This window comes from Janthinobacterium tructae (assembly GCF_006517255.1).
Taxonomy (GTDB): domain Bacteria; phylum Pseudomonadota; class Gammaproteobacteria; order Burkholderiales; family Burkholderiaceae_D; genus Janthinobacterium; species Janthinobacterium tructae.
Genome location: NZ_CP041185.1, coordinates 6,016,224 through 6,030,730 on the forward strand (window position 1 = coordinate 6,016,224; position 14,507 = coordinate 6,030,730).

General features: G+C 63.7%; 15 protein-coding genes. 9 read left to right on the forward strand and 6 right to left on the reverse strand.

Annotated features, from left to right (window positions below):
• Positions 1-6: 6 nt before the first annotated feature.
• The 3 genes from FJQ89_RS26630 to FJQ89_RS26640 all read right to left on the reverse strand — a co-directional run bounded on the left by FJQ89_RS26630 (position 7) and on the right by FJQ89_RS26640 (position 2,464).
• Positions 7-816 (reverse strand): ABC transporter permease, encoded by an 810-nt coding sequence (locus FJQ89_RS26630; protein ID WP_373629728.1) that lies wholly within the window; start codon positions 814-816, stop codon positions 7-9.
• 27 nt (positions 817-843) lie between these two features.
• Complete coding sequence (locus FJQ89_RS26635; RefSeq protein ID WP_141172358.1) at positions 844-1,845, reverse strand: ABC transporter substrate-binding protein; 1,002 nt, start codon at positions 1,843-1,845, stop codon at positions 844-846.
• A 382-nt stretch (positions 1,846-2,227) separates the two neighbouring features.
• Positions 2,228-2,464, reverse strand: coding sequence for a hypothetical protein (locus tag FJQ89_RS26640; RefSeq protein WP_141172359.1), 237 nt, complete (start codon positions 2,462-2,464; stop codon positions 2,228-2,230).
• Between the two features lie 412 nt (positions 2,465-2,876).
• Here FJQ89_RS26640 and FJQ89_RS26645 point away from each other — a divergent pair, with 412 nt between their 5' ends.
• The gene (locus FJQ89_RS26645; RefSeq protein WP_099760033.1) at positions 2,877-3,413 is read left to right on the forward strand and encodes a winged helix-turn-helix domain-containing protein; all 537 of its coding nucleotides are present in this window, start codon (positions 2,877-2,879) and stop codon (positions 3,411-3,413) included.
• A gap of 335 nt (positions 3,414-3,748) precedes the next feature.
• A complete protein-coding gene (locus FJQ89_RS26650; RefSeq protein ID WP_141172360.1) occupies positions 3,749-4,621 on the forward strand; it encodes a M90 family metallopeptidase in 873 nt (290 codons plus the stop codon).
• Positions 4,622-4,630: 9 nt separating this feature from the next.
• Here FJQ89_RS26650 and FJQ89_RS26655 read toward each other — a convergent pair whose 3' ends face one another.
• Together FJQ89_RS26655 and FJQ89_RS26660 are read right to left on the reverse strand one after the other, a co-directional pair.
• On the reverse strand, positions 4,631-5,320 hold the full coding sequence (locus FJQ89_RS26655) for a LytR/AlgR family response regulator transcription factor (protein WP_141172361.1): 690 nt from the start codon (positions 5,318-5,320) through the stop codon (positions 4,631-4,633).
• The gene (locus FJQ89_RS26660; RefSeq protein ID WP_141172362.1) at positions 5,317-6,966 is read right to left on the reverse strand and encodes a histidine kinase; all 1,650 of its coding nucleotides are present in this window, start codon (positions 6,964-6,966) and stop codon (positions 5,317-5,319) included. Before FJQ89_RS26660 ends, FJQ89_RS26655 begins: the two co-directional genes overlap by 4 nt.
• A 164-nt stretch (positions 6,967-7,130) precedes the next feature.
• On the opposite strand from FJQ89_RS26660, the gene FJQ89_RS26665 reads away from it, so the two are divergent.
• From FJQ89_RS26665 to FJQ89_RS26695, 7 genes are all read left to right on the forward strand, one after another.
• Positions 7,131-9,251, forward strand: coding sequence for a serine hydrolase domain-containing protein (locus tag FJQ89_RS26665; RefSeq protein WP_168208530.1), 2,121 nt, complete (start codon positions 7,131-7,133; stop codon positions 9,249-9,251).
• Between the two features lie 95 nt (positions 9,252-9,346).
• Positions 9,347-10,177, forward strand: coding sequence for a transporter substrate-binding domain-containing protein (locus tag FJQ89_RS26670; protein ID WP_141172364.1), 831 nt, complete (start codon positions 9,347-9,349; stop codon positions 10,175-10,177).
• A gap of 20 nt (positions 10,178-10,197) precedes the next feature.
• Positions 10,198-10,875, forward strand: coding sequence for an amino acid ABC transporter permease (locus FJQ89_RS26675; RefSeq protein ID WP_141172365.1), 678 nt, complete (start codon positions 10,198-10,200; stop codon positions 10,873-10,875).
• Positions 10,875-11,567, forward strand: a complete 693-nt coding sequence (locus FJQ89_RS26680) for an amino acid ABC transporter permease (RefSeq protein WP_116743669.1) — start codon at positions 10,875-10,877, stop codon at positions 11,565-11,567. The genes FJQ89_RS26675 and FJQ89_RS26680 overlap by 1 nt, the downstream gene beginning before the upstream one ends.
• On the forward strand, positions 11,564-12,307 hold the full coding sequence (locus FJQ89_RS26685; protein ID WP_141172366.1) for an amino acid ABC transporter ATP-binding protein: 744 nt from the start codon (positions 11,564-11,566) through the stop codon (positions 12,305-12,307). Before FJQ89_RS26680 ends, FJQ89_RS26685 begins: the two co-directional genes overlap by 4 nt.
• Positions 12,308-12,421: 114 nt before the next feature.
• A complete protein-coding gene (locus FJQ89_RS26690; RefSeq protein ID WP_141172367.1) occupies positions 12,422-12,988 on the forward strand; it encodes a glycine zipper domain-containing protein in 567 nt (188 codons plus the stop codon).
• A 197-nt stretch (positions 12,989-13,185) separates the two neighbouring features.
• Entirely contained in the window at positions 13,186-13,539 is a 354-nt protein-coding gene (locus FJQ89_RS26695; protein WP_071078622.1) for a hypothetical protein, read from the forward strand.
• Positions 13,540-13,559: 20 nt separating this feature from the next.
• Here FJQ89_RS26695 and FJQ89_RS26700 read toward each other — a convergent pair whose 3' ends face one another.
• Positions 13,560-14,426: a universal stress protein gene (locus FJQ89_RS26700; RefSeq protein ID WP_099760024.1), complete on the reverse strand. Its 867-nt coding sequence runs from the start codon at positions 14,424-14,426 to the stop codon at positions 13,560-13,562.
• Positions 14,427-14,507 lie beyond the last annotated feature (81 nt).

Genomic DNA, 14,507 nt, shown 5'->3' on the forward strand with positions numbered 1-14,507 from the left:
TTCCTCTCAGTGTTCCAGGCCGCGGTGCCACTGCAGCAAATGATTATTCAGGGCATTCATGGCCATATCGATGGCCAGGCCGAACAGGCCGATGGTAAACATGCCGGCGATAATCTTGTCAGACCAGAAGTATTCGCGCGCTTCCAGGATGCGGAAACCCAGGCCGCTGTTGACGGCGATCATTTCGGCCACGATCACGACGATGAAGGCCGTGCCCATGCCGATGCGCGCGCCGGCCAGAATATATGGCGTGGCCGCCGGCAGGATCACGCGGCGGAACATCGTCATCTGGCTGGCGCCCAGGTTGCGCGCGGCGCGAATGTAGATGCCGTCAACCTGGCGTACGCCGGCGATGGTATTCATCAGCACGGGGAAGAAGGAACCGATGCTGATCAGGAAGAAGGCGGGCGGGTTGCCCAGGCCGAACCACAAAATCGCCAGCGGGATGTAGGCGATTGGCGGAATCGGGCGCAGCACCTGCACCAGCGGGTCGAACAGTTTATAGATGGTCTTGTTGGTGCCCATCAGCAAGCCCAGCGGCAAGGCCAGGCCGGCGCCGATGGCGAAGCCGCCCAGCACGCGCGACAGGCTGGCCCAGGCGTCGTGCGGCAATTCGCCGGAGAACATCCACACCAGGTAATTGCCCGCTTCGGGCGTGTACGCTTGCATGGGGATCAGGTATTCATACCACTTCACGACCACGGCCACGGGCGAGGGCAGGATTTGCGGGTTGATCCAGCCGAACGTGGACAGTGCTTGCCAGAATAGCAGCACGACCACGGGCACGATGGCACCGTGCGCGAAGCGTTTCATCATTTGAATATTCATCGTGACACTTTCAGATTAGCGTGGAGCGTAGGTTTTCTTGGCTTTTTCCAGCAGGTCGAGCTTGACCCAGTCCTGAGCGGCAGGCGGCTTGGCCATGCGGCCCACGCCGAATTTCACCATGTAGTCGGTGGTCAGCTGCACGTGGCTCTGCGTGATGTCTTCCGTGAAGATGGCGTTGTCGATGGCATCGCGGTAATCGTCGGACGTGATCTGGTTCTTGAACATGGATTCGCGCACGTATTTTTCCGCCAGTTTCGGGTCGGCCAAAAACGCCCGGGTGGCGGCGACGAAGCAATCCATGAAGCGCTGGGCCACGGCCGGCTTTTCCTTGTACATCTTTTCCGTCATGACGAGGGCGCGTACGGGCTCGCCCAGCGGCGTGTCATACGGCTTGAGGATGGCTGCGCCGTATTTCTTGTGGATCGCCTGCGTGGAGTAGGGCTCGGACTGGCTCATCACATCGATGTCCTTGGTCAAGAGAGCCTGGTTCAGGTCCGGGTAGCCCATATACAGGATCTGCACGTCCTTGCCCGGCTTGTCGGACCAGGTCAGCTTGGCCTTGGAGAGTTCGGCAAACAGCAGGATTTCCTGCGGGCCGCCGCGCGTGACGCCGACTTTCTTGCCTTTCAGGTCGGCAATGCCCTTGATGTTCAGGTCGGGCCGCCCGACGATTTGCACGCCGCCCTTGGCGAAGCCGCCCACCAGGTACACGGGCAAGCCCGTGGCGCGGCCCGTGATGGCCGCTTCCAGCGCGCTGGCGGAGACGTCGATTTCGCCAGCGATCATGGCCGGCACGATGTCGAGGCCCTTGGCGAAGATGCGTTCCTCGATTTTCAGGTCGTATTTGGGTGCGATTTCCTTCATGTAGGCGACGGCGCCGTAATGGGCGAATTTCAGGTTGCCCAGGCGGACCAGGTCGGCCGCATGCGCGGCCAGCGGGAATTGCGCGGCCAGTGCGACGGCCACGGCCATTGCCTTGGTGTTCAGGAAGGACGAGATACGGAAGGTGCTTGCCATGCTGTTGTCTCCAAAAGGTAGATGGTTTTTATATTGGGTCAGGCTGCCGCTCTGGTGGCGGTTATGAAAATATAAAAGCATCTTCCGTGCCAGTGGAGCGCATTTTGGCGTTTATTGCAAGTGATTGTTTATAAAGGTTTAATTTGATTCTATTGAAAATGGGAAATATTGATATTCCGCCTTTCCGCACGGCGAGGGGAAAGCTTGTGCGGATTGCCGCATTCCGGGCGCGGCGCATGCGGGACGGCAGCGGGTGAACCTTCACGGCGCGGCCGACTCCAATCGTAAAAAAACGCGTTGCAAACAGGCTGGCAACGCGTAACTCCCCCGTGGAGTAGGGGCGGCGCCGCGCGGGCGCCTGATCGATCGCCAGTTGGCGGGTTTATTTCGGCGCCGTGGCGGGCGGCAGTGCCGGCGCGGTGGCTGGGTCGGTCAGCGGCGCGGGCGGCGTCACGTGGCCGGGACCGGCTTCCGGCATGGCCGGTGTGACGGGGGCGGGCATCACCTGCGGGGCGGAAGCGGGGTTCGGTGCCATTTCGGGCAGGGGCGCATCTGCCGGTTTTTTACAGGCGGACACAGTGACGAGCAAGGCGGCGGCCAACAGGGCAGGTATTTTCATGATGATTCCTTTGCAAGAGTCGAGGTATCGCGATGCGGGCGGCGGGCGCCGCGCGTGAAGCTTGAATTTATGGCAAGAATGCCGATGCTTCTGTTCGCCACTTCACCTTGAGCGCAGAAATGTCACTGCATGTAGATGCTTTTTAGAAATAATTCAGTGAGGAAATATTTTTCACTTTCTTGTTCCTAATGTTCGTTAACGCACAGACCAGGGAAGAGCAGGGTGGCATTCTGTGTCCAGACGCTCAGGATTCGTGGTGTTCTGGTATAAAAATTGCCAAGAACTTAACAATCCGGGCTACCGGCAATCGTTTAAAAGGAGTATTCAAATGCATGCAATGACTCAGTCTCACGTGAAGAGCGAATTAAAGGCAGCGCACCAGGAACTTCGTAGCCCCGAAAAAGGCTCGCAAATGGTAGAGCGCGCAGCACCCATCCCCCCGGAGCGCCTGAATCCCATTTCCATGGCACCGATCGAGCGCGTGCGTTCGACGTCGGCCACCCTGCGCCGCATCGAAAACATGCAAAAGCTGATCGGCGAATTGTCGCTGCACGAGATGCTGGCCGATGAAATCGCCTGGTTCCTCAAGTTTTCGCCATCGGGCGCCCGCAAATACATCCGCGACTTGCGCGAAGCGGGCGTGATCGAACTGGCCCGCTACATCGAAGGTACCGCCACCTACCTGGGCAAGGCAGTGTACCAGCTGACGCCAGACCCTGAGCGCGTGCGCGCATTCCTGGCCGCCATCGTCCAGCCGAAACGCGAAGGCGCGCCACCGCGCAAGGACCGTCCCGGCCTGCGCGAGCAAAGCATGGCAGGCAGCGGCCGCCACTTCCACATCCTGGCCGATGACACGCATTACGCCATCCGCGTCAATCGCGGTCCCGTGACGCGCGATCCGCTGGTCGCCGCCCTGTTTGGCGCCCCACAGCAAAAATCTGCCGAGTAACACCTGACCAAACCTCACGCGGCGTGCGGCCTGCGATGCTCACCGGCTCGGCGCCCCCGTACTAAAGTACGGTTGCGTTTCTTAGCCACAAATCATCGCCGCTCGCTACGGTTTTGGCAGGTGTTGTTATGTTGCAATGAAAGCCGGGTTACACCCGGCTTTTGGCGTTGCAGCTCGCCCTTTGATCCTGGCGGATTGAAAAGATGTTAATCAACCCCATGTGGGCTGGACTGCCCGCCCGTTCCGCTGCGGGTTCATTCGAAGGAGCTGTCCTTGTCTGCCTACACCGTCTCCCTTGGCCTCATTGCCATCGCTGTCCTGAAGCGGGCCGCCGCATGAATCCGCTGCTATGGATCGCCCTCGTCACGGTCGCTATCGTCTTGTCGCTGTGGTTTCCCCGCTGGCGCTTGAAGCGGGCCCTGTCCAGGCCCTTGCCGGCCGAAGGACTGGCCGTGCTGGAAAAGAATATTCCCGTCTATCCCCGCATGCCGGCCCCGTTGCAGGAGCAGTTGCGCCGGCTCGTCGTGCAATTTTTGTACCAGAAGAAATTCGTCGGTTGCGGCGGCCTGGAGATCACGGACGAGATGCGCTACACCATCGCCGGCCAGGCTTGTTTGCTGCTGCTGAATCGCCAGACCCAGGTGTATCCGGAACTCGATACCATCCTCGTGTATCCCACGGAATTCATCGTCACGCGCGATGAAGTGGGGCCGGGCGGCGTGGTCACGCCATCGGCCAACGGATTATTGGGTGAATCCTGGGGTGATGGCCGCGTGGTGCTGGCCTGGGACCATGTGCAGCGCGGCGCGGCCGACTGGACCGATGGCCACAATGTGGTGCTGCATGAATTCGCCCACCAGCTCGACAGCGAATCGGGCGCCGCGAATGGCGCGCCGTATTTGCCCAGCGTGTCGAGCTACCGCAGCTGGGCCACGGTGCTGTCGCGCGACTTCGACAACCTGCGCCATGACGCCATCTACCAGCAGCACAGCGTGATGGACCATTACGGCGCCACGAATCCCGCCGAATTCTTTGCCGTGGCCACGGAAACCTTCTTTGAGAAGCCCTACCAGATGGCCGAGCACCACGAAGAACTGTATGCGCAATTCTTGCAGTACTACAAGGTCGACCCGCGCGACTGGATGGCGCCGCCTGTCGAGCCCGAACACATGGCCTCGCCATTTTCCAACTTTGTCCAGCACTGGTAAGCGGGGACTTTAGCCCAGCAGCCGCTGTTTCAGCGCGGGATAGCTGCTGCGCGAGACGGGAATGCCCGTGCTGGTCTGCGTGTCGAGTGCGTATTTGCCACCCGCCGCGATCTGCAGCCGCTTGAAACCCAGGCTGTTGACGATGTAGGAGCGGTGCACGCGCAGGAAGTGTGGCGGCAGCAGGGCCATGAGCTTGTCGATGGCCAAGTCATGAAAGCACTGTTCGCCGCTGCGCAGCACGATGTTGCTGTAGTGGCCATCGGCCTGCACATGGTCGATATCGGCCAAGGCGATCCATTCCAGCGCGCCCCGTTTCTTGACGGCCAGCGAGGCCGCTTCCGTGTGCCGCCCCGTATAGCGTTGCAGCGCCTTGTGCAGCCGTTCGCGGCTGAACGGCTTGGCAACGAAGTCGAGCACGCCAAACTCGAAGGCCGTGATCGAGCGTTCCGCGTGGGCCGAGACGATGATGGTCTGGAACGGGGCGTTTTGGGCCAGGCGCAGCAAGTCATAGCCGTCCGCGCCGTGCAGGTGCAAATCCAGCAGCAGCAAGTCGACCTGCTTCTGTGCCAGGGAGGCCAGGGCTTGCGGCACATTGTCATGCAGCGCCAGCGCCGTCAGGCGCGCGCCGAAATGCGCGCGCACCTCGCGTTCGAGGCCTTGCGCGATCAGCGGTTCATCTTCCAGTATCAATATGTTCATGGCGCCACCGGCAAGGTAAAGGTGAGGCGCCAGCCTGTTTTCAGCTGCTCGCTGGCATAGCTGGCCATGTCGCCAAACACGGCGTGCAGGCTGGCGCGGATGTACTGTTCCCCCACGCCGCTACCCGCATGCGGGCGCGCTACGCCTTCGGGCAGGAGCAGGGTGAGCACTTGCGTTTGCGCATGTTGTGCGATGCGCAGGATAAAAGCTGCGCCGTGGCGGTAGCGGTTGTGGCTGAACGCATTTTCCAGCGCCGTCAGCAACATGGCGGGCGGCACGGTAATGCCCGCCGCCTCGCCATCGAGCTGCAGGCCGCACGGTTGCTGCAGCCGCGTGCCCATGATGCTCAGGTAATTCTGGCACAGGGCCAGTTCCTGCGTCAGGGCAATGCTGGGCTGCTGGGCAAACTCGTTGAGCATGCGCAACTCAGCGCCCAGCGCTTCGATGAAGGTTTCGGCCGCCTGCGGCGATTGCGTATTGAGTTCGCTGATCAGGCTCAGGGAATTCATCAGGAAATGCGGTTGCATGCTTTTGCGCAAGAGCTGGTTTTCCAGCTGCTGGGCGCGTGCCGCCTTGCCGCGTTCGCGCAGCAGCTGCGCCAGCAATTGTGCACACAGGGGCAGCAGCAGGAAGCACACGACGAGGGCGAAGCCGCCTTCGGCGAACTGGCTGCCCGTCAGCAGGAACAGGGCGCATGAAGCGAGCGCGATCAAGGTGCCGGCGCGGCTGCCCGGCAGGCGGCGCCACAGGGCGCCCAGGTTGAGCGCCAGGCTCGCTGCCAGGGCCGTCAGAAACATCCACCAGCAGCGCGCGTCGAAATGCGTGGGCAACGCGCCGGCCAGCGCGATGCACGCCAGCAGTACTGCCGCCGCCAGCGGCCAGCGTGGCAGGCGGTAAGCCGTATAGAAATACAGGGGCAGCAAGGCGGAAAACAGCCAGGTCAGGGTGCTGACGGCGTACAGGCGCGGCAAATGCATGGGGTAGGCATAACCGGCAAAGCTGCGCCAGAGTTCCACCACCAGCAGCAGCGCCGCCACCAGGCACAGCGCGGCAAACATGGCCCAGTGCCGCTGCCGCTGGTACAGCACCGTCAAGGCGAGAAACAGCAGGGCGACGGCGCCCAGCGCCCCGGCCAAGAGCAGCGGCGGCAGCCGGTACCAGGCCAGCGCCGCGCGATAGTCTTGCCGGTCGACCAGGTACAGCGCATAAAATGGCGACGCCAGGTGCGCCGGCACCTGCTGCGTCGACAACAGCAGGCGCAGGTGGTGCGTGCCCATGGCCAATTGTTGTGGCGTCAGGTGGATGGCGAAATCGATGTCGCCCGGCCTTTCATCGACAGCCTGGCGGGCAGGTTGGCCATTGCTGCCGATTAAGTCGCCATCGAGCCAGAGTTCGCTGGCGGCCAAGGCCGACAGCACCAGCAGCTGCGTTGACGAGGGCGTGGCGGCCAGGGTGACCTCGCGCTCCACGCATAGCAGCTGGCCCGGCTGGAGCAGATGGTGCAGCGCGGCGGCGGGCGCGGCGCTTGTTGTGCCGCAGGTGCGCCAGCCTTCGTCCAGCGATAACCTGTCCATGCCCATGGCGAAACAGGGCAAGGCCAGGCAGCACAGCAGAAGGTAGCGGAAGAAGGAGGGCATGGCGGGCATTGTAGCTGCTCATTTGCCAACCCTTTGCAACATTTTCATCGTCTTCGGTGCCGTTCGTGCGGGCCGCGTGCATTTCGTGCACCGCTCGCCAAAAGTGTGTGAAAGACAATTACCATGCATCAGCGCCGTGCTGTGCACACGGCCCTCACCATGGAATAATGACTATGCAAAGCAGCAAATACTACGCTTTCGCCGGCGCGCTGGCACTGCTGTGCGGCGTGGCGCAGGCCGCCTCCGCTCCCTCATCTGCTCCCTCCGCTGCGCTGGCCGCGCGCCTGGCGGACTTCGACGGCTGGGTGGCCCGGCGCATGGCCACGCAGCGCTTGCCGGGCGTCACCGTCGGTTTTAGCCAGGGCGAGGTGGAATGGGTCAAAGGCTATGGTTATGCCGACCTGGAAAACCGGGTGCCGGCCACGGCCCGGTCCAGCTACCGGCTGGCGTCCGTCACCAAGCCCATGACGGCGGTGGCCATCCTGCAACTGGTCGAACAGGGCAAGGTCGACCTGGATGCTCCCGTGCAAACCTATGTGCCGTATTTCCCCGTGAAGGCGTTTCCCATCACGGTGCGCCAGCTGCTGGGCCACCTGGGTGGCATCGATGCCTACCGCGACAGCCAGGTGGAACAGCACTTCAAGGAGCACAAGGATACGCGCCAATCCATCGCCGTCTTCGAGCAGTTCGACCTGATCGCCGAACCGGGCACGCGCTTCCGCTACACCAGCTATGGCTACAACTTGCTGGGCGCCGTCATCGAGGGCGCCTCGGGCGAAAGCTATGGCGGCTACATGCGGCGCCACGTATGGGGGCCGCTGGGCATGGACGCTACCGTGCTGGATGATCCGGATGCCGTGATCGCCCATCGCGTGCGCGGCTACCGGCTGGCCGGCAAGGAGTTGAAGAATTCGGAATTCGTCGACATCAGCAGCCGCTTTTCGGCTGGTGGCACGCGCGCCAGCGTGCCCGACATGCTCGCGTTCGGCAGGGGCGTCCACGCAGGCAAGATCCTGTCGGCAGCCAGCGTGGCCGCCATGGTGAAGCCGATGGCCACGCGTGCGGGCCGCTTGACGAATTACGGCATGGGCTGGGAAGTCCTGCCGACGGGTGGGCGCTACGCCATCGCCCACAGCGGCCAGCAGCCGGAAACCGTCACTTATCTGTACAGCTTTCCCTCGCGCAAGCTGACCATTGCCGTCGCCGCCAATCTCGAGCGCGTCAATCCCGAGGCCTTCGTACAGCGCCTGTTCGAGGTCGTCACGGGCGAGCCGTGGCAGCTCAATACGTATATCGCCGAGGCCGGCGCACAGCACGCTTATCAGGTGGCGCAAGGCCTGTTCGAGGAGGGCAGGGCGCATGCGGAGCGCACGCATGAAGCTTATGCGGATGCGGCCGCCACGCGCGAGGCCTTTACGCAAATCAACGGACAAGCGCTGGCACCGGACGCCAAGGCGGCGCGCGCTTTCATCGAGGTGGCTCGCCATCCCGCCGGCGGCCGCGTCTTCCTCACGGCCGGCGCCAGCATGGCCGCGGCGCTGCGCCAGTCGGGCATTGACCTGGACAAATACTCGCGCGGCGGTGCGCTGGCGTTTGCGCGCGACTATGTTTTGTTGTCGCAAGGCGCGGCGGCCGGAGCGCTGCCACGCTTCGATCCTGCCTTCGAGCAAGCCGTCGTGACCCTGGCCGCCAGCTGGGACCGCACGGCCGCCATCGCCTGGCCGGCCACACCCGCCTCCGCCTCCATCGCCGCACTCGATAGCCAGCTGCGCGCGGCCTTCCGCGACCAGCGCGCCTATCCCGATTTCGTGCCGGAACTGCTGGAGCTGGCGCAAGCGTCGGCCGCGCGCGGCGAGGCGGAATCGGCGCTGGCGGCCAGCCGCCTGGCCGTGGCGCTGTATCCGCTCAGCGACCGCGCGCATGCGCTGCAAGGCTTGATCTTGCTGCGCGCCGGCAAGGGGGAAGCTGGCCTCGCCGCCCTGCGCCTGGCGCTGGAGCGCGACCCGCTGGGCGCGGCCAGCCCGGCGGCGCTGAACCTGGAAGCGTATCGCCTGAAAGGCAGCGGCGCCGTGGCGCAAGGCATGGCTGTGTTGCAGGCGGCCGCCAGCCTGCATCCGCGCGATGCGAATCTGCACGACAGCCTGGCCGAGTTTTATGTGGAGCAAGGCTTGCGCCCGCAGGCCGTCGCGGCGTATCGGCAGGCGCTGCAGCTCGATCCCCGCTATCCGGGCGCCGTGGGCGCCAGGGCGGCGATCCTGCGCCTGGGCGGCGAGTCGAAGGCGCTGGTGCCTTAGATGAAATCTGCATAAACATGGGTGAAAAGATTCCTTTTTGGAAATAAGGGCGCTGCGGTCTAATGGCGGCATTCTTTATCCACCAGAGGAATCTCATGCAGACCCGCCTTCACTTCACCGCGCTTCTTTTCACCTCCATCGCCTTCACCCAGGTGGCGCAAGCGGACCAGCTGGCCGCCATCAAGGCGAAAGGCGAGCTGGTCTGCGGCACTCTGGGCACGGACGAACCAAACAGTTTCATCGACGCCAGGTCGCGCCAGCTGGTCGGCTATGAAGTGGACCTGTGCCGCGCCATCGCCCAGGGCCTCGGCGTCAAAGCGGTCGTGAAACAGCTGGCCGTGGCGGCCCGCATTCCCGAATTGCAGCAGGGGCGCATCGACATCCTGACGGCGTCCTTGACGCACAACAAGGAGCGCGAAGCGCTGATCGATTTTTCCCTGTCCACGTTTTACACGGGCCAGCGGGTGCTGGTCAAAAAAAGCAGCAATATCACGACGGTCGCGGGCCTGGCCGGCAAGAAAGTGCTGACCGTCAAGGGCGGCACGCAGGAACCGAACATCCGCAAGGCCGTGCCCGGCGTGGATGTGGTGACGTTCGAGACGGCGGGTCAGGCCTATCTGGGCTTGCAGCAAGGCAAGGGTGTCGGCTATGTCGACGATGAAGTCTCGCTGCTGAACAACTACGCCAAGCTGGGCGCCGCGCAAAAGGATTACCTTGTGCTGCCGCAAAACATCAGCCAGGAAGTGTTTGCCTTCGGTATCCGCAAGGGAGAGAAAGGCGTGAAAACAGCCGTCGACCAGGTGTTGCGCGGGCTGGAAAAATCGGGCGAGGCGGAAAAACTGTTTTTCAAATGGTATGGCCCGACGAGCAATGTGAAATTCCAGAAGCGCACTTTCAAGATCGAATCGGACAAGATCTACGCCTGAACCTTGCCTGACGCTTCCGCATGTTTGATCTGAACTTTTTGCTGTCCGGCGACTACCGCGACTGGCTGGTCTCCGGCTTGCTGCTGTCCCTGCAACTGATGGGCATTACCTTGCTGTTTGCCCTGCCGCTGGCGTGCGGCGTGGCCATGCTGCGCCTCGCGCCGTCGCGCTTGCTTAATGGCCTGGGCGCCGCGTACGTTGAGCTGATCCGCAACGTGCCCTTGCTGGCGCACTTCCTGTTCTGGTATTTCGGCGCGCCCGAATTGCTGCCCGACACGTGGAAGGAGCGCTTGTATGCCGGCAATATCGAAGCGGCCAGCGCCATCGCGGCCCTGACTTTATACACGGCCGCCTACATGGCGGAAGACATCCGCAGCGGCATCCGTGCCATTCCCGCCCAGCAATTCGAGGCGGGCCGGGCGCTGGGCTTCAGCTTTCTCGCCACCATGCGCCTGTGCATCGTGCCGCAGGCGCTGCGGCTGGCCGCGCCGCCGCTGCTGTCGCAAACCCTGAACCTGTGGCAAAACACCAGCATCGCCACCGTCATCGGCGTGGCCGAGCTGATGTACCAGACGCAACGCGTGGAAGCGGCCTCATTCCGCAGCGTGGAGGCGTTCGTCTTCGCCAGTGCGGCCTACCTGGCCGTTTCGCTGCTGATCGCGGGCCTGGCGGCCTTGCTGCAAAGGAAGGTGTCCTGATGCTGGAACTCATCCACGATTACTGGCTGTATTTCCTCGTGGGACGCTATCCCGAGGGGCCGCTGGGCGGCCTGGCGCTGACGGTATTGCTGGCCAGCCTGGCGCTGGTGCTCAGCTTGCCGCTCGGCCTGCTGCTGGGGCTGGCGCGCCTGAGCCCCTGGCGCCTGCTGCGCTGGCCCGTCGCCGCGCTGATCCACGTGGTGCGCGGCATCCCCTTGCTGCTCGTCATCTTCTGGGCATATTTCTTCCTGCCCAGCATCACCGGGCATGAAAGCGGGCAATTCGGCACCATGCTGGCGGCCCTCGTCATCTTCGACGGTATTTACTTGGCGGAAATTGTGCGCGCGGGTGTGCAAGCCGTGCCCAAGGGACAGGTGGAGGCGGCCCGTTCGCTGGGTTTGAATTACCTGGACAGCATGCGCACGGTGGTGCTGCCGCAGGCGCTGCGCCACATGCTGCCCTCGCTGGTCAACCAGTTCGTCTCGACCATCAAGGAAACCTCGCTCGGCACCATCATCGGCCTGGCGGAGGTGTCGTTCATCGCCTCGCAAGTCAATGGCCTGGTGCTGACCAAGCCCGTGCAAGTGTATTTTTTGCTGGGCATGACGTACTTTGTTTTATGTTTCAGCCTGTCGCGCGCCGCCTTCTGGCTTGAGCGGCGCCAGGCGCGTCTTTTGAAAGCGGCAGCATGATCACCTTTGACAACGTCAACAAATACTATGGCGACTATCACGCCTTGAGCGATATCAATGAACACGTCGCCAAGGGCGAGGTGCTGGTCGTGTGCGGGCCGTCCGGCTCTGGCAAGTCGACCCTGATCCGCACCATCAACCGCCTGGAGGCGATCGCTTCGGGCCGCATCACGGTGGCGGGCCAGGATATTTACGCGCCGGGGCTGGACGTGAACGCCTTCCGCTCGCACATCGGTTTCGTCTTCCAGCAATTCAACCTGTTTCCCCATTTATCGGTGCTGGACAATTGCGCGCTGGCGCCGCAGCGCTTGCGCGGCCTGACCCGGCGCGAAGCCGAGGAGCGGGCGCTGTCCCTGCTGGAACGGGTGGGGCTGGCGCACAAGGCGCGCGCCATGCCGGCGGCCCTGTCGGGCGGCCAGCAGCAGCGCGTGGCGATTGCCCGCGCGCTGGCCATGCAGCCGCCGCTGATGTTGTTCGATGAACCGACCAGCGCGCTGGACCCGGAAATGGTGGGCGAGGTGCTGCAAGTGATGCGCGACCTGGCGCAGGGCGGCATGACCATGGTGTGCGTGACGCACGAGATGGGTTTCGCGCGCGAGGTGGCGGACCGCGTCTGGTTCATGGACCACGGGCATGTGCTGGAGCGCGCCACGCCCGAGGATTTCTTTGCGCGGCCACAACATGTGCGCGCACAACAATTCCTCTCCGATATACGCAGCCCCTTCGGTGTGTCGGCATGAGTGGGCACAGGAGTGAGCGGCTGTGTGCGTAAGCGAACGGTATTTCGTGGCGGTCAGGCGCACGCTGGAACGGTGGCGCACGGTGCGCCCGCAGCCGACCAGGAGGGCCGTATCATGTCACGCATCATCGCAGGTCATTTTCAGTTGCAGGAACAGATAGACGCCGCGCGCGCCGCCCTGAACCAGGCGGGTTTTTCCGATAGCCGCATCAGCGCCTTCTTTGTCAACCAGCCGGGGCAGCACGATTTGCACGCGCTCGGCGGCGACCGCGACATGTCGCCCGGCGCCAAAGAGACGCCGGAAGGCGTGGTGGAAGGCGTGGCCGTGGGCGCCGTGGTGGGCGCGGGCATCGGCGCCGCCGCCACCCTGGCGACAGGACCGCTCGGTCCCGTCGTCGGCGCGCTGGTGGGCGCCCACGTGGGCTCGCTCTACAGTTTCAATAAAATGAAGGAGGCAGGCGAGTCCGAAGAACATGGCGAAAACAAGGGCGAAAACCGCCGCCAGCCGCGCCACCCTGGCATGCTGATCGCCGTCGCGCTGGGCGGCCTCGACGAGCGCGAACGGGCGCTCGAGGCGCTGCACCGGCTGGGCGCCGAGCATATCGAGGAAGCGCAAGGCACGATCGCCAATGGCGACTGGCTCGATTTTGACCCGCTCAGCATTCCCGTGCTGGTGGCGTGATCCGGCGCGCCAGCCGCGCAACATGCATAAATGCCGCGCTGCATGCAATTTTAGGTATGATACTTGTTAGTATTGGTAATTATTGGTAAACAATGCCGACAGGGATAGTTTCCGCGCGCCCGTAGTGACACTGGACCAAGGTGACTGCCTGTAGTACTTGCCTCGCATGCTAACGAGTATGGATAGGAGGGCGCGTCATGACACAGGCATGGTTCATTCTGACACGGGCCGATGGGCGCGACATCTGCGCGCCCTCGCCGGCACAGCTGGCCGATGCGCTGGCCGAGGTCTACCGCGGCGCCACGCCGGACGGCAGCCCGGCCGCCGTCTTGCTGCGCTTTGGCTACGACGATGGCTTGATGTATCAGGTCGAGGTCGCTAGCGGAGGCGAAGTCACTTTCGAGGAATGGTCGGACCGCGATTGCGAAATCGCCCTGGCCAGCCCGCGCCACATGTCGGCCTTGCCGCAGGGCGACGCGCTGCAGCTGTGGCAGTGGCTGGCGCAGCGCCAGGTGGCGAAGATCCGCAGCCAGCCCTGGCAGGGCGGCTAGCCCGCCGTTTTCAACGGACCTTAGTGCGCCATCAGCACGGGGATCGTCATGCTCTGCAAAATCGTGCGGGTGACGCCGCCGAGGATGGTTTCGCGCAGGCGCGAATGGCCATACGCTCCCATCACCAGCAAATCGGCCGACAGGTCGGCCGCCTGCGACAGCAGCGCCTCGCCGATATCGCCGCGCCGCACGCCGCCGCCATCGAGCAGATGCAGCCGTGCTTCCACGCCGTGGCGCGCCAGGTAGTGCGTCAGCTCGGCGCCCGGCTGTTCGCCGTGTTCGGCCGCATGCACCTGGGCATCGAAGATGGCGACGTGGACTTGCCCGGCACGTTGCAGCAGGGGCAGGGCGGCACTCACGGCGCGGCTCGCTTCCTTGCTGGCGTTCCAGGAAATGAGCACATTGCGCGCGGCCGCCGGCGGCGCCAGCAGGGGCAGCGGCGGCGCATACGGCACGATCAGCACGGGGCGGCCAGAATGCAGCAGCACGTAGGCGGGAAAGTCGCGCATCACGGACGGCGATTTATCCTTGGCATTGTATTGGCTGATGACGACCAGGTCCGCATAGCGGGCCAGCAGGCTGATGCCGCCCGCCGCCTCGTCGTCGAGCACGCGCTGTTCGAACGAGGCGACGCCGGCCGCGCGCACCTGTTGCTCGAAACCGTCAAGGGCGCGCGTCGCGCGTTCGCGCAGGAAGTTCAAATGCAAGCTCAGGTTCGGGTCGGCGTCGAGGTCGGGCTGGTTCTGGTACAGCAGCCGTGACACGCCCGTCAGCGCCACGCCCGTCAGGTGGCCGCCGCACGCCTGGGCGATGCTGGCTGCCGCGTCGATGCGGGCGGCACGCCCGGCGCTGTCGTCGATGTGGAGCAATACGGTCTTGTACGTCATGGCCTGTCCTCTCGCTGTGCGGTAGGGGGCCATTCTGGCACAGTCCGGGGTGCCGGCCGCGCACGACTGCATCAGGCTGAG